Below are 24458 nucleotides of genomic sequence, written 5' to 3'. Positions count from 1 at the left end.
AGGCTTAGTCCTTCTCCTTCGTCTTTTCCACGCCAGGTTTGGTTGATACATCCTCCTTCTGCCGCTGCTGTCTCGAAACCATCGGACTTTTGGCCGGGCGCTCATCGCCCAGCAATACGCCCCATTGCTTAAACATCTGCGTACGGTCGAAGATCACCTTCAGCACAGCGATCACAGGCATAGACAGAAACATTCCTGAAACCCCGGCAATGCTGCCGCCTACAATCACCCCCAGAATGGCAAATAAAGCATTGATCTTCACCTTAGAGCCCACTATTCTCGGCATCAAGATATTATTGTCCAGAAACTGCACCCCGGCAATAACCAGCAAAACGGTAATCACCGGCCACAGCTCCGTAGAAGAGGTCAGCGTAAGCAATACCCCGATCAGGTTTCCGATCAATGCCCCCACATAAGGAATCAGGTTCAGCACCGCGAAAATCACACCGATCAGGAGCGCATGCTTAATCCCCACCAGCATTAAAATACCACCCAGCAAAATCGTCATATACGTCACCTGGATCAGCAAACCCACCAGGTAATTTTTAATAATCGCTTCCGTTTCATACACCGCCTCCTTAACCTTCGGGTGATGCGCCTCATTAAACCACATGAACACAAACCTCAGCAACAAGTCCTTATAGAACAGCATCAGGTAAATGTATATCGGCAGCAAACCCACAAAAACAAAGATCGAGCTTAAGGTCACCGCCGTACTGCTCGCAGCCTTTCCGGCCATACCAAGCAGGTCGTTGCTCTTATCATTAATAAACTTGATCTGCTCCTTTGTCGAAAAATCACTGATCCTGCTGATCCATTCGCTTAAAGCATTCAGGTGAATGGCCACGTTCTCCTTAATCTGCGGAAAATCCTTTACCAAAATGCCCACCTGGGCAGAGAAGAACCAAATGATCCCAGCCAGAAATATGGCCAGCAGGAGTATCGGCAAAATGATCGCCAGCGCCTCCGGCATTCTGATCTTCCTCAGGTAGCGGTACACCGGCAACAAGACGATGCTGATAAAAAATGCCATGATAATAGGCATGATGATGTCATTTCCCAGTACCAGGATATAACCCAACAACACAATCCCTAAAAGCTCAATGGAGCGGCGAACGGTAAGCGGTAAATTTGACATGATGCAATCTTAACACTACAAGGTATAAAATGTTTGTCTAGTTTTGTACAATGATCACAAATGAAACCATCGTCGCTTTATCAACCCCGCCCGGCGCAGGCGCCATAGGCGTCATCCGACTATCCGGAAAAGAAGCCGTTTCAATCGTCAACAAAGTATTTGCCGGGAAAGACCTCAGCAAACAAGCCTCGCACACCCTGCATTTCGGACTGATCAAAGACGGCGATACCGTGATCGATGAAGTCGTGGTGGGCCTGTTCATCGCCCCGAAATCATACACCAAAGAAAACGTCGTCGAAATCTCCTGCCACGGATCCAATTATATCATACAACAGATCATCAGTCTCCTGATCCGCCACGGCGCCGCTGCCGCCAAGCCCGGCGAATTTACCTTAAGAGCCTTTTTAAATGGGGGATTAGATCTGTCTCAGGCAGAGGCCGTTGCCGATCTTATCTCATCAGATTCCGAAGCCGCCCACCAGGTAGCCATGAACCAGTTGAGGGGAGGGTTCAGTAACGAACTCAACGAACTGCGCGAACAACTTATCCATTTCGCTTCCATGATAGAACTGGAGCTCGACTTTGCAGAAGAAGACGTAGAATTTGCCAATCGCGACCAGCTGCAGGAACTCATCAGCAAGATCACCGTCGTGCTCAACAAACTCATCCGCTCCTTTGAACTGGGGAATGTGATCAAGACAGGAATCAATACGGTAATCGCGGGCCGACCAAACGCCGGAAAATCAACCCTGCTCAACGCCCTGCTCAACGAAGAGCGGGCCATCGTGAGCGATATTGCCGGTACCACCAGAGACACCATAGAAGAACTGCTCAATATCAACGGCATCAACTTCAGGCTTATCGATACCGCCGGAATACGCGAAGCCACAGACACCATAGAAGCCATAGGCGTAGAAAAAACCATGCAGAAGATCAGTCAGACCGCCCTGCTCGTCTACCTCTTTGACGCCGCTGAACTTACCCAGGCCGAAATCCGCGAAGACATCCTGCGCCTGTATAAACCCGGCGTACCCTTCCTGGCCATCGCCAACAAATCCGACCTATCAGCATTTAAGCCGGTGAACCTCGACCTGCCTTCAGATATTGCCTTCTTGTCGGTCTCCGCCAAAGAAAAAATACATATCGAAGAACTAAAGCAACTCCTGTACGAAAACGCCATCGGCGACAAACTATCCACAGACCAAACCATGGTCACCAATATACGCCACGTAGAAGCCCTGCAACGCACTAAAGCCGCACTAGACAGCGTATCAGAAGGACTAGTCAACCCCGTTACCTCAGATTTCCTGGCAATGGATATTAAGCAGGCACTGCACTACCTTGGAGAGATTACTGGGCAGGTTACCACTGACGATTTGCTGGAGAATATTTTTAGTAAGTTTTGTATCGGGAAGTGATACTATAGTATTAGTAATAGGCATAAAGTTAGTACAACTATTACCATGATGTTAGTTAACGGTTCGTTGCATTGTGATCTCAGAATCCATCTCTGGATTACGAAGACTTACTGAACCTCACAGGAGCCTTAACTAAAGACATCAGGGAGGTCGAGCAAATGTGCCGCCTGGCCGTATTCAACGTACCCCGGCTTATGATCTTACCTTTTCCAGCGGCCCGAACGGCGAGCAGAGCACCATGGTAATGGGCGAAGGTCGCAATCCAAAAATTACGGATTTAATTAAGCTTGGTTCGGATGCTAAACTGTCCAAAAGCTTTGTAAAGGAGACTATCGATCAAACGAAAGATGCTTTAAATGGATGGAGTACCTTGGCTAAAAATCATCATGTGGCAAAGGCTAATGTTGACTTGGTCAACAAGGCCCTAACAAATCCGATCTATCAGAATTCAAGCCTGTAGACCTCGATCTGCCTTCAGACATCGCATTTCTAGCCGTCTCCGCCAAAGAAAAAATACATATCGAAGAACTAAAGCAACTGCTGTACGAAAACGCCATCGGCGATAAACTAAGCACCGACCAAACCATGGTCACCAATATACGCACGTAGAAGCCCTGCAACGCACCAAAGCAGCCTTAGATAGCGTATCAGAAGGACTAGTCAATCCCGTTACCTCAGACTTCCTGGCAATGGATATTAAACAAGCATTGCATTATCTTGGAGAGATTACAGGGCAAGTGACGACTGATGATTTGCTGGAGAATATTTTTAGTAAGTTTTGTATTGGGAAGTAGGAGCTACGGCATAAAGACGACTACATAATTTGGTTAACCATACCCTTGTGACTCGAAACAATGTTTCAACTTCGTTAGTTCAATATTTGCGGATAGTCTTGTGCTTCATTACTTCGAATGTTCCCCTCCAATAGCCAGGGCCAGGTATATTTCAGGACAATTCTATTTAGCGGCCTACGGCATCGTTCAGTGATTATTTAGGTTACAATAAACTATTAATTACAATTGTCAATAATAATTTTAACTTTACAATTGATGCGAGAAAGCAAGTAAAAAAAGATAGCCTTACCATCGAATAATTCTCTCAAAATGAAAGCTACTAAGTCTGTATCGATTAGATCTATTCTACTTGGCGAGTCAGTTACATTCTTAAGCCAAGAAAACATGAACTGCCTGATAACCCAAGACGGCCTTGTAGAATTAATTAGCCAGTTGGTTTATTACAAGGAAGAAGGGAAATCACTTTATCCTGAGATTTATATTTTTGACGAGATTGAATTAATTAAGAAAGTACTACCATTGTCGCAGTTTTGTACGATTGGAGAGGGTGGGAAAACCAAAGAGACAATGTTGACTGCTTTAAAGAAATGCGCGCCTCTGACAGAGGGGGGCTGGGCTATTTATATACTTAGAAAAGTCACCACATTTCAATATGGCGTTTTTAAAGCTGGATCAACTATACTATCCGTATCTATTTCTCAAACATTGATTGACGCGGGAACGGATGAACTGAAGGCGATTTTGATTCATCAAGTTGCTGATAGGCTAATTGAAGTTAAGGGCGTGACTGCTGATTCTCTCATAATAAGCTTCGGTAGTCACGATGGTTCTGCCAAATCACCAATTAAGATTCAGGATAAATTTATTGATGCAATCTTGAAAAATGTCAACGAAGATATAAAGGAGCAAGCTAGAAATTTCTACCAGAAGATTTTTTTGGAAGTCTTGCAAAAAGGTCACGGCACTTTGGCGTGTGTAATAAATTCAAATAAGAAAGAGCTGCCTAAAAAGCTATCAGATGGAATTATTCTTCCAAAAACAATCAATGTCGTAAAAACAATCAGTGATCTATTGGAAAAAAACGACCTTCAAGCTAATTCTGTATTGGAGGGCCAGTTCTCACTTATATCGGGAATGATGCAAAGTGATGGTATAACTGTGTTTAAAAATAACGGTTCTGTGGTTGCATATAATGTGTTTGTAAAACACCCCGCTAAGGTTATGAAAACGGCTACCTCCGGAGGGGCAAGAAGTAGAACTTTTATAACATTAACTGATTTAATCGGTTCTGGAATTGAATCGGCTTATCTACAATCACAAGACGGGAATATAGAAGTCAATTAAAATGGAAACAACATCAGTAGTTTTATGGAAAAGTTCGGAATTAGTTGTATTGCCGAAAAAAGTTAATGAAATATCGGAATTGGTCAATTATGGTCAGCAATTATCACAACGGGACCAAAATCAAATAATTAAAGCTTTCAATGACGAGTCATATGAGATGGTTTCCAGTTACATATGGACAAAGTCAATAAATTCCTTAAGAAATCAGTTAGGGAAGATGGGGATTTCATTTATTGCTGAGATGTTGGATAGGCCTGATATTAACGAACATACGAATCTTCAGCAAGCAATCTCCGAATTCGAAGCAATAAGATTAGCGGAGGAACTTGGAGTAATTAGTGGTACGTCAGCCTTTCGATTAAAAAAGGCTATGGAAACTGTTTCTCATTTTAGTCAACCTGAATTAGAAGATGATCCTGAAAATGATCTAACTGAAGAAGAAACAAAAACCATAATTAGGTCTTGCATTCAAGGAGTACTTGGTTACAGCAAGATCGAAGCCGCTATTGATTTCAAAAATTTTAGGGAAGAATTAGAGCAAATAACCTTTACTGAAGAAAGTCCTTACTTATTTAAATTGATTCAAAGTCCTTATTTCTTTCACAGAACAACAATTAGGATTTTGCTGTCTCTAATCAAAACAAATAGCGGGGCACAATTAGAAAACACCTTAGCAAATGCAAATCTCATAATTCCAAAAATATGGGATGGGCTACAACATCCTGAAAAGTATCAAGTAGGGAGAAGTTATTCGGAATTATTTATTGATGGGAAAACAAAAGCTTCTAGTGGATTGAGACAGGTCTTATTAAAGGTCAAAGGTTTTGATTTTGTGCCAGAAGACTTACGGTCGTCATCATTTATCAAGGTTGCGAATGAAATTCTAGTGGCACACAACGGTTTGAACAATTTTTATAATGAACCTGCTCCGGTCAACACTTTATATAAGATGGGGAGCACCATTCCAATCCCGGCTTTTCCTGTATGCATGACGGCAATAATATCTGTTAGGTTAGGTAATGCGTACGGAGTGTCAAACGCTGCTCAAGCAAACGTAAACTCCATGCTCAAAAATGTCTCCCATGATCGATGGGTATATTTCTTTAAAGAATGTTTAGCGTCTGATGAAAGGCTACTCTATAAACTTACTCAATACGCTCCATCAGAAAGGTGGCTAAATTTATTCAGTAAGGGGTTATTGGAAAGAATATCTTTAGAACTAAAAAATAAGGATGTAATAAACCTCATAAAATTCACAATTGAAGGGAAGAAAGATAAAGTACGGAACATAGCTTCTTCTATGTATGAAAAGCTAGGATATGGTAATGGCTAATAGCTATAATGTAACAGGATAATAAACCAAACGCTAACTTGGTCGTAGAAGAAGCGATTAGTAGGTATTCAAAAAAGCGTTAGTAAGAAATGCGCGATGCTAATTCACAATTGGGGACGGCATCCTAACAATTATACATTAGTCTGGCGACAGAAGGCTCTGAGCTCTGAGCGGCGTCGGTTTGTAACTGGCACAGTTCGTCCTAGAATTTAGGGTAAAATATTGTCGCTATCGTCATCTGGAAACAATGACGAAAAATATTCCAGATTTAAACAATTATTAAAAAACTCTTGGGCAGAGCAATTTTGAACAATTATGTTCCCTGTATCTATTTTTAGCAAAGCACTTAAATTATTTATGTAAGGGTCCTGATCAAAACTGTCACCCTCGTAAACATTCACTAAAATCCTTTTATTGGAATCAAGTTCGATTGCACTTGATAAATTATCATTGATATGCTGATCGTAAAATCCGTACCCACTTATAACAATAAGCTCAGACCTTATGCACGCTTCACGAAATGCATAGAAATAGAATAAATATGGATCATACGATTGGAGCTTGTTTTGCACACCAAATATGATTTCCATATTTAAAGGATTTATTGAAGAAATAGAATCCGAATAGGTCAGCCTGTTTTGAGTATTTCTTTTCCAATCCAAAGAGCCATGTAATTTATAAAGGAAATAGCTTATCTCTTGCTCTTGAGCGGGTTCATATCTTCGATAGTCCCAAATTTTATCCTCTCCAAAACCCCGTTCGATATTTTCCATTCCAAGATTTTCCTCAACACACATATCATAATTTAACGAGAAGATACGCAATGGCATAGTATATCCAGTTTCTTTTAACTTCTTATAATAAGCGCTCTTTCTTTTAAAGTCATCAGGGCTAAGCCATGTATTCTTTAACTTACTTAAAATCTCCTCTTTAAATTTTACCGCCAATTCAAGTTTTTGGCCCGCGACAACAAGTAATTCCTTTTCCCAACTCCCAATAAAAGGATATACATCGACCTTTTTTTCAGAAATATTTATGATAACATTAAGCAATCCTACTAAATTCTCTATGTTGAACATTATCGATTTTGAATCGACACCTTTGATTCTCTCCAGATGATAGTGGGAACTTTGTATATAGTTGTATAAATCCTTAAAACTTGACCATTCTCCTTTTAATAGGGATTCAATGTCTGTTATCATTTGGGTTGAATTACGCATACCTGCGTCACAGCTCGCCCCGGCACCCAATAGGATTATAATTTTGTCCTCTCCGAATTGCTTATTCATATTACAAGAACCAAGGTTTTAAATTGTTTATATCGATGTGGCTTAATTCATATTGTCTGAACTTGCTGATAAATTCAGAAATTCGTTGGCAATAAAAGACAGATACAGGCAACTGTTTTGCCTTAAATCCACGCCAATTCGCACCGGATAAATTGATACAATCTTGAAGCAAGGACTCTTTATAATCAATATCTTGAAAGGATTGGGGGTTATTTGTGTACCAAAATTTTATTGAAAGAGGATTGCCGAATCTCTTGGTGATTTTAGGATTGGACGGCTGAATGCCCTCAAACCACACTAGATATTCTTGACCAGACAACTTAATAAAAGTGCTCTCAAAAGGCACTAATCCATTGTTTGATGCATCAAATCCAAAAAAATCTGTTTTATCGTTAATAACCAAAACTGATAACTCTATATTGTGATCGATCAGTTTAACAACTTTATCTAATACCTTATCTTTACTCAATCTGAAAGGCGTATGAACTGCTATCTTTTTATACTTCCCATTATTTATAATACCAGCAATGTTGTTTACAAGTTGCGTGTAATAAGAATCATCGGTAGTTACCCCTTCACTCAGAACCTGTAGATCTTTAAATATCCCACTAGAATCAGTTAGCACCGAATAAGTAATGTTTTTCTCAACCTTATTTCCATCCTCTGTAGTCTCTATATTATATGATTGACCAATTCCTATAATAAGATATTCAGTAGTAGCTGGTTTCATTTTCCAGGGAATTCCGCCGGCTTTAGCAAACATCTGCAATGCAATATTTCCCAATGAAAACTTTAGCGCATTATCATTGATAATCAAATCCTTGGTTACAACCTGACAAGGTATGCCCTCATTTGTGAAACGATGTTTTATAGAAAAATATAATTTATCATCACTATCTTCTTTTTTAGAATTTGTTATAATTACAGGTAAAACGTTATTTATTTCAGCTTTTATATCCTCAACTATTTTTGAAATATTAGGCTCGTCATAATCGTCTAAAGCAAACCCTTTTATATGATCATTGGTAAAAGGTATTTTGAAGAATTTTTGAATTCCGCTAAAAGTATTAGGATGTGATTCACCTCTTAGGCCCTTTAGTAAATTCACAGCTATGCTACGATCTGATTTTCGGTATATAAAATAAAATTTGGTTTCTTTTGATACGGTTTGTAAAGGTGCGTATTTAGATAAGCCAAAATATGAACTATTATCAATCCTGTTGTCATTAAATATGTACTGTTTAGCGTCTAACAAGTATGATTCAACTGAAAATAGGGAACTGTTGATCGCATTATTCAAATTTAAATTTATGTCTGGTAAGATGTTTTTTATGAAAGTCGTTATATGATTATACTTGAAGAGATAAAAGTCCAGATTGCTTAATCCACGAGCATTTAATGAACCGCTTGCAATTTGAATATCTCTATCGACTTTATATCCGCCACTTAATACATTTTGGCTTACAATAAATTGGAATCCAATTAATAGGCCCCATACCTGCTTGCTCTTTAGAAAATAAGGCTCCACCCAAACGCACTTTCGACCTTTTGGGTGTGGCTCAATTTCAAAATGGATGCGGCGATTATATTCTTTTTCTGGATGTAATATGAACCTACCGTTAACGTGATTCGAGGCATCTATAATTTTTTCGTAGAGTTTTTTAGAGACCAATCCAACGTTCAGATATGACGGTAGCGTAAAAGAACTATAACCTACGAGTGCTTTATCAGAAATTTCATATTTAACATTTCTTCCGTCAACCTCGAAATCATAATAACTAAATCCGTCCTTAAAAACTCCAGCTTCTGCCTCTTTTCTAAACACAGTGGTGCCGAAATCCTGATTTTCGAATTTCAAAAAATTAAGTAGAATATTCCTCATCAATTATAGTTGGCTTTAAGAGATCATTCATTAGGTCTAATATAATCTTAATTTTCGAATAAGTTTTTACGGGAATCCGTATGAGAATAAGTGAGCATTTTAGTTTGGCGAAAAGGAATCAATGCAGTATAGTTTACGCAATGAAACCAGAACAAATACGTAACGGAGCGAAATTTTGCGATTTCAAAAATAGTTCGGAAAATGCTTCTGTAACTCAGAAATTGTCGGGTGAAAAGAGTGGAACACTAATAATATCTTCGAGCCTTATATCCATTGCCTCCCTTAAAATGGTCCTTGTGGTAGCCAACACCTTTACCCAAACGCTCTTAGTGAAATGTCCGAATATTCACCTTGACAGCATACTACCGTAAGTGCACCGTATGTTATTCTTTTTATTACGTTGATTTTCAATAGCTTGGGTATCATCGCAACCAAGTGCTTGGCAGCTGGTTGTTGGTTGAACACCCTTTGTACCGGCGCATAGTTACAGGAGAAATAATATCCTGCTAAAGTTTGATGTTAAATAATACTCTGAAAATACTCCAAAGTCTCCTTATCAGTGCAAAAAATATAACAGCCTTTCATTCCCCTGGTCATAAGAGTCCGATACGTATTTTTAATTATCATATCAAGCGTCTTTGCTCCATCAATGGGATCTTGCGCCAATAATTTCTTATAGCCACGAATGGATGAGTCGTTTTTAGAACGTTTGTTTGGATTGGTAATCACCTCGCCGTTTCGTACAATTAAGTCATCACCGATAATAACGCCGATGTAATCAACTTCAAGTCCCTGGCACGTATGTATGCAGCCAATTTCATGAACTGATTGCGGACTAATGATCCATAGGCTTCCGTCACTCGCTAAGTTCCACTTCATGCTAAAATCGAATTCAGGGATAATCACATCATCAACCGCCGGATTGTTCTTACTTTTCCAGTCCCAGCAGTAACCAGCCACCATTCTTGCTTTGTTATTTATCAGGTTTTTTTCCAGGATCGCATTTCTAAGCGCTATCGGGGAGTCAAAAACTTTGAATTCATAACCGGTGCCTGCTAGAGTTTGGTTTGCTGTCTCTCTTAACTGAAGCACATGGTCTAACCAGGCAATATACCCGTCAGATCCTCCACAACGGAATTGTGAACTCAACTCCATTTCCTCCACATTTGCTCCTGCAAAATCAGCCCATTTGCGTATTTCGTTGATCGAACCGATATCTTTTAGATGAATTCTTTGGTCCTCATCCAGAAAAAAGACGCTGCACTGGGACGCATTAATAATTTCCTTTATTTGATTGGTTCCCAGATTTGCGTACAAACCAGACTTTTCATTCAGCCGGTGCGCTTCATCTACAATAAGGGTATCAAACTGGTTGGCTTTACTTTCAATATAGGCACTAGATCCGCCGAATAAATTTGATATCACACTCTTCTTCAATGAGCCGGTCAATTTGCTCTCATACACTGCCCGAGGGGCGGCATTTTTAGAAACATATTTTGTTAAAAGCCCCCTGTTAGTTAATTCTACAAGAAGATTCACGGCGACGACAGATTTACCTGTTCCAGGTCCTCCCTTAACAATGAGTACTTCTTTCTGATTTATGCTGGCTTTCGCTGACAGTTGGAGTACGGTCTCGTAAATCACCTTTTGATCGTCAATCATCACAAACTCAGGCTTCCCGTTGAGCAAAGCGACCATGCTGTCTGCCAACATTTTTGAAGGCCGGATTCTACCCTGATCGATTCTATACATGATCTTACGGTCGTCACCATATTTCACATATTGCTTGATGAAATCACGTAGTTTAATGGCTTCCCCTTTTAAAAATAAAGGCGCTTTTTCAATATGAGGTAGATAATGCTGGTTTGCAATAACGTCATCCGACTCATAGTTGTGCAGATAGGCGCAGGGCTTAACTTGAATGTCGTCTTTTTCTATGGTCTCATTGAAATTTTCGAGCAAAGCGCAGTAAGACCAGGCTTGATAAGAAGGATGTGTGCATTCTCTTATTCGTCCTCCGACAAAGGAATTTACTACAGCGTCTTTGGTGGATAAAGTTGCCTCAGACCACTGTTTAAGCTCAATAATAACAGCATACTCTTTTTCATCAACGCCTCTTCCGGTCAAGATGAAATCTATTCTATTCGACGTTTGAGGAATCTGAAACTCTATAGACACGCCGCAGGTGTCTGGGATAGCCGGATCATTTAAGACCCTGTCCATATACTGCATTGAGTTCTTCCAGGAGAGCACTTCCTGCAGGCCGGTTTTACGATTTAGGTTTTGCTTAAAGAAACTATGTATTTTCGTTTCAATTCGATCATTAAGTACGTCGTCGGAGAAGCTTGCTTTTGTTGCCTGGTAAACAATCATGTATGGAGAGGTTAAAGTTCATTGTATTTCTTCGCTGAGCCCTTCGCTTTATCAACAGGGTATTTTTCTGCATTTTTAGCGATTTTATCCAATACAATCTGACTGACATTCAAATTGTATTTCTGAGCTAACAGGAGCGCATACGCCAGTACATCGGCCAACTCGTCTGCTACCTTTTCATGGTTAGCATCTTCAGGCTTCTTCCATAGAAAAAGCTCGTTTAATTCAGCCGCCTCTATGGAAAGGGCCAGAGCAAGGTCTTTTGGGTTATGAAACTGTTCCCATTCACGCTCATTTCTGAATGCAATCAGAGCTTCTTGCAATTTCTTCCAATCTTCCATAGTGGATATAAAAATATGGTTGAAAGTAGGAAAAAATTGCGAGGTTTAGCAATACCTTTGGAAGCGGCACCCTCCGGGCGCCGCTTCCAAATCCAAAATAGCCTCACCCCACCAAAATCTCACCCAAGTACTGCGTTGTGCTCACTCTCTCCCCATCGGCACTTACATACTGCAAGTACCCATGAACGGCATCGCCCGAGAAATTCTTATGCATAGTCAGGTGTTCAAGGGGCGGTCATTGTGAGGTCACTACCTAGCCCACAAGAACACGTATTTTTCTAAGTATTTCATCTAGACTGCTAGTTAGACTCTCATTATCAATACCGCTGTATCTCACGACGCGTAACGTTATGAAATCGACCACCGTACACACTGTCTTGCTCACCTGGTACTCGGCACCCTTATTTTTTGATAGGTACCTATAAAGCGCGTCTGCAAAAACCGCGAGATTTTCCCGCTCAAACTTCTTCTTCTTACCAACGAACAATACAGCACCTATCATTTTAACTCCTTTGTCTTCGAAGGATACTATGTAGTCGGGCTTGACTTTAATAGGAAGGTCTTCGATGATGAGCGGCATCTTCTCGTCTAAACCTTTTAAAACCTCAAAAGGTGTCCTAGGTTGCAGTGTGGAGAAGTCGAAATCTTCGAAGCCGTGTAGTATATCCAAGTTCCTTTGCCAACGATCTTTGTTTCGTTGGATTTTTTCAGCTCTTAGTGTCTTCTCCAACTGAGTAATTTTTTCAGAAATCGGCAGGTGGCTATCCTTCTTCAATGCGCTTTTAATTGCACTGAGGCAGTTAGCCCAATAGTTTCCACCTCCATCTTTCTTTTCATCAGAACTTTTAGGTTTTTTCAACTTATTTGCCATCGTCACCTGTGAGGTGGGCGACTTCCTACTAAATTCAACGACATCCCCAATAGATACCTTCTCAATCATCGCTTATAGATATTAATTAACGGCTTTTATTTGACTGGCTCAAAATTGACGCAGCAAGTTGCTTCGTCTGATCACTGTATTTATCGCTGTTTAAAACATGAGACGCTTTGCTTTCCAGGTTAGAGCCTGTTTGGTGAGAAGGAATTCTCTGAGAAAGCGCCGACGCAGCTAGTTCTTTAGCTATGGCCGAGGAACTTGGGTTTCTTAAAACATCTGAGGCCATGCTTGCAATTGGAGCGGAGGTGATTTTTGTATTCTTTTTCATAACTAACTCATATTTACATCAGTAGTGCATTAACTATGCCGAGAGATTGGTGTAAACTAATAAATTTGGTAAATAAGACGAAAAATATGTCTTTTTGGCAAATTAAATAGCAAAAAACTGCCGTTTGACTAAAACGTTCCGATTTTCCACATGGCTGTTTAATAGCGATTTATGTGAAATATACTTAACTATGTTCCGGAATTTTGTGGAAAATCCATCCCGTAGTGTGTATTGTTCTCAACGTCCCAATTGTAGTGCGGGTTTAGGCTTTGTTGTCGAGTCATAAGGAATGAAGCGGCACCCTCCGGGCGCCGCTTCCAAATCCAAAATAACCTCACCCCACTAAAATCTCACCCAAATACTGCGTTGTGCTCACCCTTTGCCCATCAGCACTTACATACTGCAAGTACCCATGAACGGTATCGCCCGAGAAGTTCTTAGGCACCGTCAATCGTGCCACGCCCTCAGCACGGTCGGCGGCGTTCTCAAAAGTGACGAACTTGCCCTTTGCCGGATTATACACAATAATGGTGGCCTTGTCGTCTTTGCTGCAGAAGACGGATTCCTGGATGTCGTCCCACATGATCTCTATCAGGCATTTGATCAGCGAATGTATTTCCCGGATCAGGGAAATGATGAGTTCACCGCGACTAAAGATCGCTTTCGGGAAATCAATCCTGTAGTAGTCCGGCGCGTCGCCAAGTACGGCCTCGGTGAGGTGATAAGACATGGCGCCGTTCATCGGGGTTTTTGCATCGGTGATGAACTTGTACCCAATCCATATCAAATCCCTGAGGGGTTTTAACCAGCCGCTTACCAAAGTGAACTTCGCTTGTTGTATAAGCTGCGCGTCTGTTCTTTCAAATGGGGCCGGTTTACTTCGCATGTAGTCAATGCCGCGCCAGGAGGCGCCGACTACCTTTCCGACGGTCCCGCTGAAGCTGCCGTTTATGCCATCTTTATATCTAGCCATAAATTTTATCAATTAAACCATTTTGCGTATTGGGCTATGCTGCGTCGGTGCCGCAGTCTGCGGTATACGCCTTGCCCTTCCCGGCTTCCGGCCGGGTTTGTGTTTCCTTCCAGGGTATGGACCATGTCGCCCTGCGTTCTTTCTACAATCCCGCAATGGGCGATGCGTTTTAGCTCGGGATAGTAAATCCCAAAAACCAGCCCGGGCTCCGGAGCCTGAACCGCCCTGCGCTGCGGGAATAGGGAAGGGCTCCACGCGCTACGTGGCGCCGGCCAACCGGCCTTTCCAAAGCACCAGCTTACCCAGGCGGCGCACCAGGGGTTCCCTTTTTTCAGGCCGGAATAGGCCAGGTATTCCTCAACCATGGGGCCGTCGTTATTGCCGGTAAGTTCTCGTACGCCTACTTCGGCTGCTGCTACTTTCAGCAGTCGCGCGGCTTCGGCGCTCGTTACAACACGGCTACCAAAGCTCCTGTTGCTGCCAATAAAAGCAAGGCAAAGGAAGCAAAGTAAAAACTTAACTGCTGCCATAGTTCAAGGGTGTTAAATTGTGCAAACATCCTGCTCCGGGCAGGTAACTTCATGGCGGTCCAGAATCGCTGCAATAGCCACCAGGCCAGGCCGGTCATCATCAGGAAGGAAATCACGGCCAGTAGTACCAGCATCCAGATGCTCTGATCAATCAGCCCCGCGGTATGGTCTAGCAACTGGATCATATTGGGACTTAGCCCCCACAACAGCAACAAGGCGCCCAGCAGGGTATGCTCTTTCTTTATGCTGCCTGCCATTTTTAAACTTAATTCTCTCATATTATTGATTTATAGTTAAGAAGGCGGCAACGGGATGCTGCCGCCTTCAGTACCCTTATAAAAAGGGGATAGCCTACATTACAGGTATTTCGCCGAGGAATACGCTGTCGTTCACTTTCTTGCCGTTTGCTGCGGCAAAGAAAGCCCAAACTGCAACCTCGTCGCCGCTGAAGTTGAGCGGTAGCGACATCTCATAGCTGCCGGTGGAGCGCGCCACGACACTGATTGCCGTGACATACTTGTTTTTAACCGGGTTGTATACCACGATGCTGATTTTATCCGTGGCGTTGCTGTTCTTATCCGGAGTGGGCGCATTATCTACCCAGGTAAGGCTCAGTGTCGACTCCTCGTCGGACGCCACGCTGATTTCCGGGCAGTCGAGCAGACTGCCACGACTCAGTTCTACCTGGGGATAGTTGATTTCGACGGCCGGATATACACCGGTGATCGCTTTGTCCATAATACTGCTGAACGCGGCATTATAAGGCGTCTCACCTTTGTTGTAGGCCTGGAAGCCGAGGTTTACCACATCGGTGATGGGCCGCAAAAAGCTGGTTACCAATGCAAAGGTGTCGCGTTGTTTCTGCTGCTCTTCCGTAGCAGGTTTATTTGATTTTTTTGGTCTGCTGCGCATATAATCTATGCCTTTCCAGCTGGCACCAACCACAGTGCCAATCAGTCCTGAGAATGAGCCCAGGATCCCTTTTAGATATTTTCCCATTTTTCTTATGTTGAAATGGTGAAATTCCCTGGTTTAAAGTACCGGGGCGACTTTTAGTCTTTTGATATTGTTCTTTTGATAAATCGGCTACCTCATCGAACCTCCTTTCTTTACATGTTTGTTCATCCCTGCAATGGACATACAGAGTGTGGCAATGGTGCCGCGCCATCTGAAGGCATTTCGCGCTCCCTGCTGCAATGGGGTTTGGACAGACGAAACGTCAATCCGGGCTTCACCTTCTACGCAGTTGATGTTCATGTCCCAGCGGCTTCCGCGTGTGTCGGCAAGCTGAAGTACCGTTTTTCTTCCGCCACCGGCAATGAGCGCCCGGCGCAACTGTTCCATTAGGCCCAGAAAGGGCAGGAGTAAGTCCAGTTCTTTGATCTTAAACAGGCCTTCGGCGGTGCGCAGGTTTAATTTGCCTACCTGGTGCCGAAGCTTCCTGATGTTCATGGTTAATACTTGTTCTTTCATAGCCCCGTTTTTAATAATAAACCTCAAAACGCGGTCATGTCGTTCGATATATCTATCATAAGTTTAGTAAGCAATTTCCCTTCCTCACAATCGCCCATGTCGATCTCATACCATGCATAAAAATGTTCTTCGAATGCCAGGTCACTTTCGTCAAACACGTCAAACCTGCCAAGCTTGCACTGATGTGCGCAAACGTTCAGCTTCATCAACAACATGTAGTAGAATTCGTAGACCCTGCCCTGATCATCGGTGGAATCTTCCGTATCAAAGTTTGGTATATTTTCAAACGTTTGGATGGCTATTGCGAAGTGAAGTTTGCTGAATGCATCGCTAATATGTTCCTGGTTTACCATAGCGGAGAAATGTTCTTTAGCCTCAATGATGCGTTTTGCCGAGTTCATGACGTTGACCACCAATTTATCCTCTACAAGCGCCAAAAGCTGGCAGTCCACCCCCGGAAATCCAATAACACCCTCGCCGCCCGGCTTGAAAAACGGGTTGGGATCAATGAGGTCTTTGATGTCTGCTAATTCTTCCTGCACAGCCCGTGCGAGGCCAAATGTCATACACTCTTTTGCCATCCAATCTAAGATGTGAAGGATGGATCCATGAATTAAAGTTTTTTCTTGTTCTTTCATAAATTATAAATTTTTATACTGCAAAACTATGGTGCTCATTCAGGGCTAACTACGCCATTTGTCACAGTTAGCCCTGTTTTTCAACAATCTCCCGATATTCGCTTACCGGCAGATTTACATGAATAGCTTGTAACTCCGGGGTGGAACAACGGATAAAACTGCCGTTTTCGGTTGTAAACCGGCCAACGCGCTCAAGCGGGTGAAGTTTTAAAAGCGCTGTACGCCTGCGGAAACAGCGGTCTTCCTCTTCGGCGAGCTTTTGTATTGCATTATTAATGTCCCCGTGTGTTGTCATTAAGGCGCGTACATCGGTAAAAGGGATGCTCAACCACTCGCCAGCACTCATCGTCTGTATATGATCCGTTCGGTTAAGACCGTACAACAGGCTGTCGCTGTTGAAGATGATTTCCTTAGGCTGGTAAATGCGGGTGCCCGAAGTGTGCTGCTGCTCCGGATCGTAGGTGTAGCTATGGGCCATGCTGGTTGGGGAAAACCACAGACATCCGTCTTCAGCCGGTCCCGGATATTCGATACGGCCGTAGTCGCCCAGCCAGCCCAGCGTTGTGTAATTCAGAATATCTTTCGCCATTGCTGGCGATATGTCTTTTTTCTGGAGTAATGCGGAGAGGAAAAGCTCTGCTATTCGAACTTCGTTAGTTGTCGATAATGCATTCGTCATACGTCAATAGATAAGTTAATTCATACATACATAAGGATGAGCTCAAATATCGTAAACAGAAAAATAAGGTTTAGTGTGCCACTTTATGTTTTATATCGGTGTGACAGTTTTCTAATCTGAAATTATTGTCGTTAATATTTGCTTTTAATGCAATTAAGTGAGTTATTTAGAAAAAAACTGAATTATTATGCCGAAACTGAACCAAAGCTTTTGGACTATTGAAGGACTTGTCGAGGGATCCTATATCGACCAGGTCTACAGATTTATAAAAGGAAAAATATTGGATGGTGTGCTTCTTCCGAAAGCGCCTTTGCCTTCAAACCGGCAGATGAGTGCCTGGAACCGTATGCACAGAAACACTGCGCTGAAAGTTTATCGTTTGCTTACGGAGGAGGGCTGGATTTGTACGATTGCCGGTCGCGGAACATTTGTGTCGGAGACCTTTCCGGGGCATGAGAAACTTTATAAACCTAGGAGAATTTTAGATAAACTTCCGGTGTATATTTCTCCGCTTAATGGAATTAGCAGCGTTAAGACGGCGCCAACGCCCAACTTCTCAACCATAGGGTTCGACACGCCGGGACCGGAGTACGCGCCCGTTTGGCACTACCACCATTTTATGAATCAGCATGTGAAGAGATACCAGAGCATGAACCAGATCGATCGGGTAAGGGACCTGGAAGGTGCGGCACTTAAAGCATCCGTTTTACACTATCTCGATGTGATCAGGAAATTTTCGATTTCCGGGCCTTGCCTGGATGTCATACTGGGCAGGGGGCAGGCGCTTGATGCGGTGACGAAAACCTTACTGCGTCCCGCTGATGTGGTGGTAAACACCTCCCCGCAGGATATCCTGCTTCATGGTGTTTTGCAGGAAACCGGTGTGGTGTGTCATTCATTGGATATGTCCCGCCCTTCTTTCGTGGAGGATCTGGAAAGATTCCTGCAGCATAACAAAATTAAAATGCTCTACCTGCGCCCGCAATGCAGTTTTCCGGAAAGCAGTCATCTGAAGCCCGAACAATGCGCTGCGCTCATCCATCTGGCCAGATCTTATGGTTTCTATATTGTTGAAGAGGATGATTACCACGAATTCTGGTATGAAAGCAAACCTTTCGAAGAGATGGTTAGGTACGATCATGGCGGTCACGTCATTTACATCGGCGCTTTGAGTCTGCTTACGCCCTATATGCAGCAGATCCGTACCGTTGTGGCGGCCCCCGGGTTTATCGAACTGCTCAAGGCCGTGCCTAAGCAAAAGTTTGAATTCCGCGATCTCCTCCAGGAAAGAATCATTGCCGATCTGTTCAGCACAAGGAAAGTATTTGCCTATATCAATCGCATGAAGATCGCTAAGAAAGCCCATCTGGAACAGGTTTGGATGGAAATGGACAATTACCTGCACCTCGGGGTGCACATGATCAAACCCTCGAGCGGCCTCAGTTTATGGCTCGACTTTCACAGCGATAAAAACCTGCAGGAATCGATGGATCTGATCGTTCGGGCCAACCGCGAGATTCCTTATCACCCGGATGGTGCCAGGCCTCAGCCAGGCGTCTCTAAAGTCCGTTTGGGCTTTGGATCATGGGAAATCCAGGAAGCCCAGATCGCCGCCAAGGTGCTTCAGGAGAAGTTCATGCGGGAACTCTCTCCACCAGGTTCGGGCTTAATGGGGGCTTAATCCAACACTTGTCCACAAAAGGTACCCTGTTTTGCGAACAAAGCCCAGACCAGACCCAGACTATTCCCGAACAAGGTAGGGGCATGGAGGCTGCAGGGCGGCCGACAACTATCGGTACGGTGATACGACTTTTGTCGGCTTTTTCCACTGGATTTGCAGGAAATGGCTCCTCAACTTTGACCCTCAACTAAACCAGATATATGCTGACTATACAAAAACCTTTTAAAAAATTCATGGAGCATCTGCGCAGCCTGGATGCCGACCTCTTCCTGGCTGCCGGGCTGGAGACGGCCCTTTGGGATCATATGACGGAATTGAATGTCCGCGTAAAGACTACCTTGCTGAAGCAGGGGAAAACCGACGACCGCTTTTTTTATATCGTGCGCGGCACTGTGGTGGCCTGGTATGAAGACCTGGATATGCTGAGGTACGTGACCCGGATTTACCGGGAAGGCGAAATCGTGATTTTCAGGAGTTTCCTGGAACATGAACCTTCGCCGGTTACGCTCGTTTCCCTTAGCGGCAGCCTGCTGCTGGAGCTTAACTTTCAAAAGTGTTTGGTGCTGGCCGAAGCATATCCAAATCTGCAAATGGCCTTGAACGCGGCAGTAAACTATTACGACCAGTTGCACGAACAGCGCCGTAACTTCCTATGCTCCCGGGAGCGGGAAACGAAAGTAGACTGTTTTTATAAACTATTCCCGATGTTGCGCGCCGTCAGGTTTTTCCGTTTCGATGATATCCTGTCGGCCTACCTGCAGGTGTCGCGCAGAACTTTATTAAGATACAGGAAAATGTTGTTTTCAGCTTAGTATTATGACCCAACATATGAAATATCCATCAGCTTTTATTGGCATGATCCAGCTCATGCAGAAATTTCACACACTCAGTCCTTTTTTCATCAGTCGCCTCCAGGATCTGGTCACTTACCCGGTATACCGAAAGGGCGATATTGTACAGCATTACCGCGAAACCCAGTCGACCTTACTGTTCATACATTCAGGGGTAATGTCTGAAAAAACCGTTAAAGAAAATCCACGCGGCATCAACACGACCTGGTTTTGGGATGATGGAGATGCCGTATTTACCAGTCCGGGTATTTTTAGCGGAAAGCCTTCTGAAGCCATTATTGAAGCGCTGGAAACCTGCGAATGCATTGGTCTTTCGGCCTACAATCTAGCCATATTAAAACATGAATTTCGGGAGACGGAGCAGATTATTGAATGCCTGCGCGACCAGCACATTAGAAAACGGTTGCAGCATACCATGGATATGCGGCTCGGCACATTCAGACAAACCAAGAGGCTCTATGAAGCGAGGCCCAGGCTTTTTGAGGTGAGCGCTAAGTCGCTCCTCGCTGATTTTCTGAATATGGATCCGGATACTTTTGCAAGAAATTTGAAGAGGTTGAAGGGCTGATTTTGTCGGTTTTCTCCGACATGATCAATTATTTTCACGATGGGCTGGGGAATGCGGTCATATAAAACTGCAAGTACCCATGAACGGTATCGCCCGAAACGTTCGGTGGCGTTACATACCTTACCCTTCCGGGCTTCCATCACTCAACAAACAATCTATTTTTATTACTATATTGATGGCCATTAACACTTCAAGATGAAAAATCTTCTTATTCTGCTCTTTTCAGTTATCGGATTGAATACAGTTTTTGCGCAAAACAGCTATATTCAGGTCAATGGCGAACCTAACCTATCTGTTTATTTGAACAACGAGTTCAAGGGAATAACAACGGCTGAATTTAATGGATACATTATCGAAAACGTTAGTGCCGGTACGCACCGGATAAAAATTGTCAAGAAAGGCTATGCTCCGTTTGAAGAAAATATAAGTGTTAAGGCCAAAGAGGTATTTGCCTATAAGGTTAAGCCGTTCGTTAAGCATACGGTTACCATTTCTGAGCAGGGAAATAGCGGCGTGACTGAAAACCAGGCAAAATTGCCAACGGGAAAGCTGGTGATCCAGTCTGTACCAATCGAAATAAAAATTTCTATTCCATCCATCGAGGGAATCAGGAATATGCCCAAAACAAAAGATGAGTGGCTGGCAGATGACATTCCAGAAGGCAGCTATGACATCGAACTGTCGTTTGGAAACAAGATTGTCAAGGAGAGAATCAATATTGTGGAAGGAAATACGACCAACGTCTTCGTAAATATGATCAACGGTGAGTTTAAGGCGTCTGACATCATAGCAGAGCGTAATCAAAAAGAGAGGGCAGCGAAATACTTAGAAGAATTGCGTGAAAAATACAAATTTAAGGTCGGACTGAGCGTTGATGAGTTTTTTAAATTAAATCCTGAAGCTTCTACATCTCTTAAACGTATGAGATTTCAAGGCCGTGTTTTTTATGTGGCTAAAGATATTCTCAATAAAAAGACTCAAAATGCTGGTTCAAAATCTTTTGATGTAGATGGAGATGGTTCTGTTAAAAACTATGCCTTTTGTATCAGCAGATTTGGCGATTATGAAAGTGCTGATCGTGCCCGGCAGGAAATCCTAACTAAAATCAAAGCAGAAACTAATTTGGCATTTGTTAGAGCAAGTTCTGGTGATGGCATCGTTATTTCCCCTGTTGGCTCAAAACCGATGATCAGTTATATCATCCACGAGGCTTATGATAAGAAATATGAACTGGATATTCTGTTCAGGAACGAATAGGTATTAAACCTGAATGAAGCGGCACCCTCCGGGCGCCGCTCTCCATAATCTATAATCTGGCCATATTAAAACATAAATTTCGGGATACGGAGCAGATTATTGAATGCCTGCGCGATCAGCACGTTAGAAAACGGCAGCAACATACCATGGATATGCGCCTCGATACCTTTAAGCAAACCAAGAGGCTTTATGAAGCCAGACCCAGGCTTTTCGAGGTGAGCGCTAAGTCGCTCCTCGCTGATTTTCTGAACATGGATCCGGATACGTTTGCAAGGAATTTGAAGAAGTTGAGGGTGGGGGGAGTTAGGTTTTTGCCTTCAGACTACCGTTATTTGTGGATTAAAATTCATTCTTTGGGATCTTCTCGTGGTGAGTTGTTCTTCGCTGACAATTTTAAGAATTTAGCTACACCGGAAAATATCCGGCTGCCGCTTTTCCGTCTAGAAAGCGATGGGCTTATCGAAAGACTGAACAAACCTCAACTGTTCATTACTTATGAGGGTTAAGTTTATTCGGATTTGGTTATATAAAATCACAATTACAAATCAGAATGGCAAATCACCTGGTACCCCAGTCGAAATGGGCATCTGTGCAGTGGTATATTTGATTTATCTATAAGATGATTTGTTTGGTAACGGAAAATTGCTACGTTTTTCGTCACTCAAACAGTCCGAGATTTTGGAAGGGTTACGGTTCTTATTCACAAATTGTCTTTACGATTGCGTTTGTACAGGATTGTATACAATCTGACTGTGACAAACACAGCTACAATTGTAACTAATATTGTGAAAAGAAACGTCCACAGTGTTGGGTAGAACGAAAATCCAAAAATCGAGGCTTTAATATTGTACTTCAAGCCTCTATATTCCGATAAAAAGTGTATGCTCCCGAGCGTTACAATCAGTAGCGTGAGGTACAAATTAATGAATAATTTAAATTTCATCGTGAAGCTCATTTTTTAGTAAAATTAATATAAACAAGTATGGGGGAGTGTAACGTGAACTGTGTCAGTTCTAAATTAACGTCTCTCAGAAGCCTCTGTTCTCCTGAAGAATTCTGTCACCAAATTTAATATAAAGTTGGGAGAATGCCAGTCCCCAGTTATGGATTGGCATCGTCCATTTCTTGCTGATGTTTTTAATGCTGTTCGTTATTTGCCTGATAGATCGGTTTCATATCGGCCATTACGGCCTTCTTGTCTTTCTCAGGAACATAGCGCATGGAGGAACGGACCCCGTCTACTTAATCCCCTTTGACTAAAACAATAACAATACTTTTATAAATAGTTTCATTCTATCTTAATTCCACTTTCCATTTCACGACCCCATCAACTTCAGAACAGATATCAATAGATGCTTTTCCGCCATCGTCATAACAGAGAACGTACTCTATAGACTTATCTGTAATAAACCTTTTTAAATCATTAGAAGCAGCTATCATATCAGAGAAAATGCTCTTTATTTCTGTTAATTCACTTAATGAATTGGCTTTTGTAAGGTTTGAAAAAATCAAATACTTAGACCAACCAGTAATAGTTAACAAATTAGAATTGTCTATACTAAAACGCAAATTTCCAACAGTAAAAGATTGACCATCTTTCCAAAACTCCAAAGCTATTTTTATTCTATTTTCCATAACTATGGAGATTACTTTTTATTGTAATTGTTTATCAAAATATAATCTTGCGGCGATCATCGCCGCAGGAAGTCAAAATGGTAAACTATTAAGCTACCTGATCATATAAAGCATTTTGTCATCATTGGTGAACAAAGCAAAGGCAAGATTTTCGTTGGTGTAATACATGTAGCCATCCATGATAGCGGGAGGCTGGGCTTTATTCTGTGTAAGGGTACCCATGCGTTTACCGTCTATCTGTATGGGGGAACGGCTTCCGTCGTTAAACTGATATATAAATTCCTTTAGTTTTAATGTGTCATTTTTATACACCACGTCGGTAAACAGATTGCCATGGTAGAGCATGACATCAAACGGCGGCGCATTACCACCGCCGCCAGAGAAGCGGACTTTTTCCAGTTTCAGCTTTTGATAATAACGGTATTGAACCTGAGGAAGTGAAATGATTTCTTTACGGCCCTGTATTTTTGGATTATAACGCTTAAAAGGATTGTTGAGCAGCAATTTCTCCCTGTAGGTATACGGAAACCGGTCTGTTACATCCACCGTTGTGTAAAACCGGAAGCACTTACCATTTTGGAAATAGGTCAGCATGGTGTAAGTGGTCATGGCCTGTGTGGTCGGTATCTCATCGCCAACGGTTTTTACCGGCTCCGGGCTTACATACTCAAAGTCGACCAACACCCAGGGAGAGGAATTCTCGATGTCCGAAATCTTTTCCCGCTGCTTTTCAAGGTCCCATGTAAAGTCCTCATTTTGACTGGTGATTGGAAGCGCTTGCTTACGGCCATCAAAAGTCCATGTGTAATATTGACCCTTTTTATGGATGATGTACCCGTTCACAAAAACAATGTTTAAAGGCTTGTCGTGTATCGTCAACGAATCTATGACTTCTCCGTTTGTGTTGATCTTCTTAAATATGTTTTCTGTTTTGTTTTGAACCGAATACGTGATCAATTGATTTTCCGGTGTAAGGTGATATTGTATGTCTTCCGCGCTTTCTAAAAACAGTGCCATCGACAAATTTTGGGATCTGACAACTTTTGCGCTGTCAAA

26 protein-coding genes and 1 pseudogene are annotated in these 24458 nt (G+C 42.6%); 10 read left to right on the top strand and 17 right to left on the bottom strand.

The annotated features are described in order from the left end of the window. Positions 1 to 4 precede the first annotated feature (4 nt). On the bottom strand, positions 5 to 1138 hold the full coding sequence (locus QEP07_RS03910) for an AI-2E family transporter (protein ID WP_285008618.1): 1134 nt from the start codon (positions 1136 to 1138) through the stop codon (positions 5 to 7). A 50-nt stretch (positions 1139 to 1188) separates the two neighbouring features. Between QEP07_RS03910 and mnmE the strand changes: the two genes are divergently transcribed. The 5 genes from mnmE (at position 1189) to QEP07_RS03885 (ending at position 6027) form a co-directional block, all read left to right on the top strand. Beyond that, positions 1189 to 2556, top strand: a complete 1368-nt coding sequence (gene mnmE, locus QEP07_RS03905) for a tRNA uridine-5-carboxymethylaminomethyl(34) synthesis GTPase MnmE (RefSeq protein WP_285008617.1) — start codon at positions 1189 to 1191, stop codon at positions 2554 to 2556. 160 nt (positions 2557 to 2716) lie between these two features. After that, complete coding sequence (locus QEP07_RS03900) at positions 2717 to 3016, top strand: hypothetical protein (protein WP_285008616.1); 300 nt, start codon at positions 2717 to 2719, stop codon at positions 3014 to 3016. Between the two features lie 154 nt (positions 3017 to 3170). Then, positions 3171 to 3350 carry a hypothetical protein gene (locus tag QEP07_RS16535; protein ID WP_350223375.1) on the top strand — a complete coding sequence of 60 codons (180 nt, stop codon included), beginning with the start codon at positions 3171 to 3173 and terminating at the stop codon, positions 3348 to 3350. Between the two features lie 309 nt (positions 3351 to 3659). Continuing rightward, positions 3660 to 4694 (top strand): hypothetical protein, encoded by a 1035-nt coding sequence (locus QEP07_RS03890; RefSeq protein ID WP_285008615.1) that lies wholly within the window; start codon positions 3660 to 3662, stop codon positions 4692 to 4694. Between the two features lies 1 nt (position 4695). Beyond that, the gene (locus tag QEP07_RS03885; protein ID WP_285008614.1) at positions 4696 to 6027 is read left to right on the top strand and encodes a hypothetical protein; all 1332 of its coding nucleotides are present in this window, start codon (positions 4696 to 4698) and stop codon (positions 6025 to 6027) included. Between the two features lie 209 nt (positions 6028 to 6236). Here the strand turns inward: QEP07_RS03885 and QEP07_RS03880 are convergent, their stop codons facing one another. From QEP07_RS03880 to QEP07_RS03815, 13 genes are all read right to left on the bottom strand, one after another. Continuing rightward, positions 6237 to 7316, bottom strand: coding sequence for an SIR2 family protein (locus QEP07_RS03880; RefSeq protein WP_285008613.1), 1080 nt, complete (start codon positions 7314 to 7316; stop codon positions 6237 to 6239). Between the two features lies 1 nt (position 7317). Continuing rightward, the gene (locus QEP07_RS03875) at positions 7318 to 9174 is read right to left on the bottom strand and encodes a Piwi domain-containing protein (protein WP_285008612.1); all 1857 of its coding nucleotides are present in this window, start codon (positions 9172 to 9174) and stop codon (positions 7318 to 7320) included. Between the two features lie 543 nt (positions 9175 to 9717). Then, positions 9718 to 11571: a DUF2075 domain-containing protein gene (locus tag QEP07_RS03870; RefSeq protein ID WP_285008611.1), complete on the bottom strand. Its 1854-nt coding sequence runs from the start codon at positions 11569 to 11571 to the stop codon at positions 9718 to 9720. A gap of 11 nt (positions 11572 to 11582) precedes the next feature. Continuing rightward, positions 11583 to 11912: a nucleotide pyrophosphohydrolase gene (locus QEP07_RS03865; RefSeq protein WP_285008610.1), complete on the bottom strand. Its 330-nt coding sequence runs from the start codon at positions 11910 to 11912 to the stop codon at positions 11583 to 11585. Between the two features lie 253 nt (positions 11913 to 12165). Continuing rightward, positions 12166 to 12852, bottom strand: coding sequence for a hypothetical protein (locus tag QEP07_RS03855; protein ID WP_285008608.1), 687 nt, complete (start codon positions 12850 to 12852; stop codon positions 12166 to 12168). Between the two features lie 16 nt (positions 12853 to 12868). Beyond that, positions 12869 to 13117 (bottom strand): hypothetical protein, encoded by a 249-nt coding sequence (locus QEP07_RS03850; protein WP_285008607.1) that lies wholly within the window; start codon positions 13115 to 13117, stop codon positions 12869 to 12871. A 334-nt stretch (positions 13118 to 13451) separates the two neighbouring features. Continuing rightward, positions 13452 to 14090 (bottom strand): DUF6266 family protein, encoded by a 639-nt coding sequence (locus tag QEP07_RS03845; protein WP_285008606.1) that lies wholly within the window; start codon positions 14088 to 14090, stop codon positions 13452 to 13454. A gap of 8 nt (positions 14091 to 14098) precedes the next feature. After that, the gene (locus tag QEP07_RS03840) at positions 14099 to 14620 is read right to left on the bottom strand and encodes a C40 family peptidase (protein WP_285008605.1); all 522 of its coding nucleotides are present in this window, start codon (positions 14618 to 14620) and stop codon (positions 14099 to 14101) included. After that, the gene (locus QEP07_RS03835; RefSeq protein ID WP_285008604.1) at positions 14539 to 14898 is read right to left on the bottom strand and encodes a hypothetical protein; all 360 of its coding nucleotides are present in this window, start codon (positions 14896 to 14898) and stop codon (positions 14539 to 14541) included. Before QEP07_RS03835 ends, QEP07_RS03840 begins: the two co-directional genes overlap by 82 nt. 73 nt (positions 14899 to 14971) lie before the next feature. Next, a complete protein-coding gene (locus QEP07_RS03830; RefSeq protein ID WP_285008603.1) occupies positions 14972 to 15619 on the bottom strand; it encodes a DUF6266 family protein in 648 nt (215 codons plus the stop codon). 87 nt (positions 15620 to 15706) lie between these two features. Beyond that, positions 15707 to 16093, bottom strand: coding sequence for a hypothetical protein (locus QEP07_RS03825; RefSeq protein ID WP_285008602.1), 387 nt, complete (start codon positions 16091 to 16093; stop codon positions 15707 to 15709). A 23-nt stretch (positions 16094 to 16116) separates the two neighbouring features. Then, on the bottom strand, positions 16117 to 16731 hold the full coding sequence (locus QEP07_RS03820; RefSeq protein ID WP_285008601.1) for a hypothetical protein: 615 nt from the start codon (positions 16729 to 16731) through the stop codon (positions 16117 to 16119). A gap of 67 nt (positions 16732 to 16798) precedes the next feature. Beyond that, entirely contained in the window at positions 16799 to 17410 is a 612-nt protein-coding gene (locus tag QEP07_RS03815; protein ID WP_285008600.1) for a cyclic nucleotide-binding domain-containing protein, read from the bottom strand. Positions 17411 to 17597: 187 nt separating this feature from the next. Here QEP07_RS03815 and QEP07_RS03810 point away from each other — a divergent pair, with 187 nt between their 5' ends. The 5 genes from QEP07_RS03810 (at position 17598) to QEP07_RS03790 (ending at position 22273) form a co-directional block, all read left to right on the top strand. Next, complete coding sequence (locus QEP07_RS03810) at positions 17598 to 19091, top strand: GntR family transcriptional regulator (RefSeq protein WP_285008599.1); 1494 nt, start codon at positions 17598 to 17600, stop codon at positions 19089 to 19091. Between the two features lie 200 nt (positions 19092 to 19291). Then, positions 19292 to 19903, top strand: coding sequence for a cyclic nucleotide-binding domain-containing protein (locus QEP07_RS03805; RefSeq protein WP_285008598.1), 612 nt, complete (start codon positions 19292 to 19294; stop codon positions 19901 to 19903). A gap of 16 nt (positions 19904 to 19919) precedes the next feature. Beyond that, positions 19920 to 20510 (top strand): Crp/Fnr family transcriptional regulator, encoded by a 591-nt coding sequence (locus QEP07_RS03800; RefSeq protein WP_285008597.1) that lies wholly within the window; start codon positions 19920 to 19922, stop codon positions 20508 to 20510. A 195-nt stretch (positions 20511 to 20705) separates the two neighbouring features. Further along, entirely contained in the window at positions 20706 to 21767 is a 1062-nt protein-coding gene (locus tag QEP07_RS03795) for a PEGA domain-containing protein (protein ID WP_285008596.1), read from the top strand. A 146-nt stretch (positions 21768 to 21913) separates the two neighbouring features. Next, positions 21914 to 22273 carry a hypothetical protein gene (locus tag QEP07_RS03790; RefSeq protein ID WP_285008595.1) on the top strand — a complete coding sequence of 120 codons (360 nt, stop codon included), beginning with the start codon at positions 21914 to 21916 and terminating at the stop codon, positions 22271 to 22273. A 522-nt stretch (positions 22274 to 22795) separates the two neighbouring features. On the opposite strand, the pseudogene QEP07_RS16575 reads toward QEP07_RS03790, so the two are convergent. The 3 genes and pseudogenes from QEP07_RS16575 to QEP07_RS03780 all read right to left on the bottom strand — a co-directional run. After that, positions 22796 to 23009: pseudogene (locus QEP07_RS16575) on the bottom strand (hypothetical protein); the annotation flags it as partial. A 51-nt stretch (positions 23010 to 23060) separates the two neighbouring features. After that, positions 23061 to 23402: a hypothetical protein gene (locus QEP07_RS03785; RefSeq protein ID WP_285008594.1), complete on the bottom strand. Its 342-nt coding sequence runs from the start codon at positions 23400 to 23402 to the stop codon at positions 23061 to 23063. Between the two features lie 93 nt (positions 23403 to 23495). Beyond that, positions 23496 to 24419 (bottom strand): hypothetical protein, encoded by a 924-nt coding sequence (locus tag QEP07_RS03780; RefSeq protein WP_285008593.1) that lies wholly within the window; start codon positions 24417 to 24419, stop codon positions 23496 to 23498. Positions 24420 to 24458: the final 39 nt, after the last annotated feature.

Source organism: Pedobacter faecalis, assembly GCF_030182585.1.
In the GTDB taxonomy this organism is placed as follows: domain Bacteria; phylum Bacteroidota; class Bacteroidia; order Sphingobacteriales; family Sphingobacteriaceae; genus Pedobacter; species Pedobacter faecalis.
Note: the sequence above shows the minus strand (reverse complement) of the source record. Positions and strands in the feature narration are given on the sequence as shown.

What these genes read in the sequence shown, in the direction of transcription:
- QEP07_RS03910 (WP_285008618.1), bottom strand. Translation starts at nt 1,138, where the DNA reads ATGTCAAATTTACCGCTTACCGTTCGCCGCTCCATTGAGCTTTTAGGG.
- mnmE (WP_285008617.1), top strand. Translation starts at nt 1,189, where the DNA reads ATGATCACAAATGAAACCATCGTCGCTTTATCAACCCCGCCCGGCGCA.
- QEP07_RS03890 (WP_285008615.1), top strand. Translation starts at nt 3,660, where the DNA reads ATGAAAGCTACTAAGTCTGTATCGATTAGATCTATTCTACTTGGCGAG.
- QEP07_RS03885 (WP_285008614.1), top strand. Translation starts at nt 4,696, where the DNA reads ATGGAAACAACATCAGTAGTTTTATGGAAAAGTTCGGAATTAGTTGTA.
- QEP07_RS03880 (WP_285008613.1), bottom strand. Translation starts at nt 7,316, where the DNA reads ATGAATAAGCAATTCGGAGAGGACAAAATTATAATCCTATTGGGTGCC.
- QEP07_RS03870 (WP_285008611.1), bottom strand. Translation starts at nt 11,571, where the DNA reads ATGATTGTTTACCAGGCAACAAAAGCAAGCTTCTCCGACGACGTACTT.
- QEP07_RS03865 (WP_285008610.1), bottom strand. Translation starts at nt 11,912, where the DNA reads ATGGAAGATTGGAAGAAATTGCAAGAAGCTCTGATTGCATTCAGAAAT.
- QEP07_RS03855 (WP_285008608.1), bottom strand. Translation starts at nt 12,852, where the DNA reads ATGATTGAGAAGGTATCTATTGGGGATGTCGTTGAATTTAGTAGGAAG.
- QEP07_RS03850 (WP_285008607.1), bottom strand. Translation starts at nt 13,117, where the DNA reads ATGAAAAAGAATACAAAAATCACCTCCGCTCCAATTGCAAGCATGGCC.
- QEP07_RS03845 (WP_285008606.1), bottom strand. Translation starts at nt 14,090, where the DNA reads ATGGCTAGATATAAAGATGGCATAAACGGCAGCTTCAGCGGGACCGTC.
- QEP07_RS03840 (WP_285008605.1), bottom strand. Translation starts at nt 14,620, where the DNA reads ATGGCAGCAGTTAAGTTTTTACTTTGCTTCCTTTGCCTTGCTTTTATT.
- QEP07_RS03835 (WP_285008604.1), bottom strand. Translation starts at nt 14,898, where the DNA reads ATGAGAGAATTAAGTTTAAAAATGGCAGGCAGCATAAAGAAAGAGCAT.
- QEP07_RS03830 (WP_285008603.1), bottom strand. Translation starts at nt 15,619, where the DNA reads ATGGGAAAATATCTAAAAGGGATCCTGGGCTCATTCTCAGGACTGATT.
- QEP07_RS03825 (WP_285008602.1), bottom strand. Translation starts at nt 16,093, where the DNA reads ATGAAAGAACAAGTATTAACCATGAACATCAGGAAGCTTCGGCACCAG.
- QEP07_RS03820 (WP_285008601.1), bottom strand. Translation starts at nt 16,731, where the DNA reads ATGAAAGAACAAGAAAAAACTTTAATTCATGGATCCATCCTTCACATC.
- QEP07_RS03815 (WP_285008600.1), bottom strand. Translation starts at nt 17,410, where the DNA reads ATGACGAATGCATTATCGACAACTAACGAAGTTCGAATAGCAGAGCTT.
- QEP07_RS03810 (WP_285008599.1), top strand. Translation starts at nt 17,598, where the DNA reads ATGCCGAAACTGAACCAAAGCTTTTGGACTATTGAAGGACTTGTCGAG.
- QEP07_RS03805 (WP_285008598.1), top strand. Translation starts at nt 19,292, where the DNA reads ATGCTGACTATACAAAAACCTTTTAAAAAATTCATGGAGCATCTGCGC.
- QEP07_RS03800 (WP_285008597.1), top strand. Translation starts at nt 19,920, where the DNA reads ATGAAATATCCATCAGCTTTTATTGGCATGATCCAGCTCATGCAGAAA.
- QEP07_RS03795 (WP_285008596.1), top strand. Translation starts at nt 20,706, where the DNA reads ATGAAAAATCTTCTTATTCTGCTCTTTTCAGTTATCGGATTGAATACA.
- QEP07_RS03790 (WP_285008595.1), top strand. Translation starts at nt 21,914, where the DNA reads ATGGATATGCGCCTCGATACCTTTAAGCAAACCAAGAGGCTTTATGAA.
- QEP07_RS03785 (WP_285008594.1), bottom strand. Translation starts at nt 23,402, where the DNA reads ATGGAAAATAGAATAAAAATAGCTTTGGAGTTTTGGAAAGATGGTCAA.
- QEP07_RS03780 (WP_285008593.1), bottom strand. Translation starts at nt 24,419, where the DNA reads ATGGCACTGTTTTTAGAAAGCGCGGAAGACATACAATATCACCTTACA.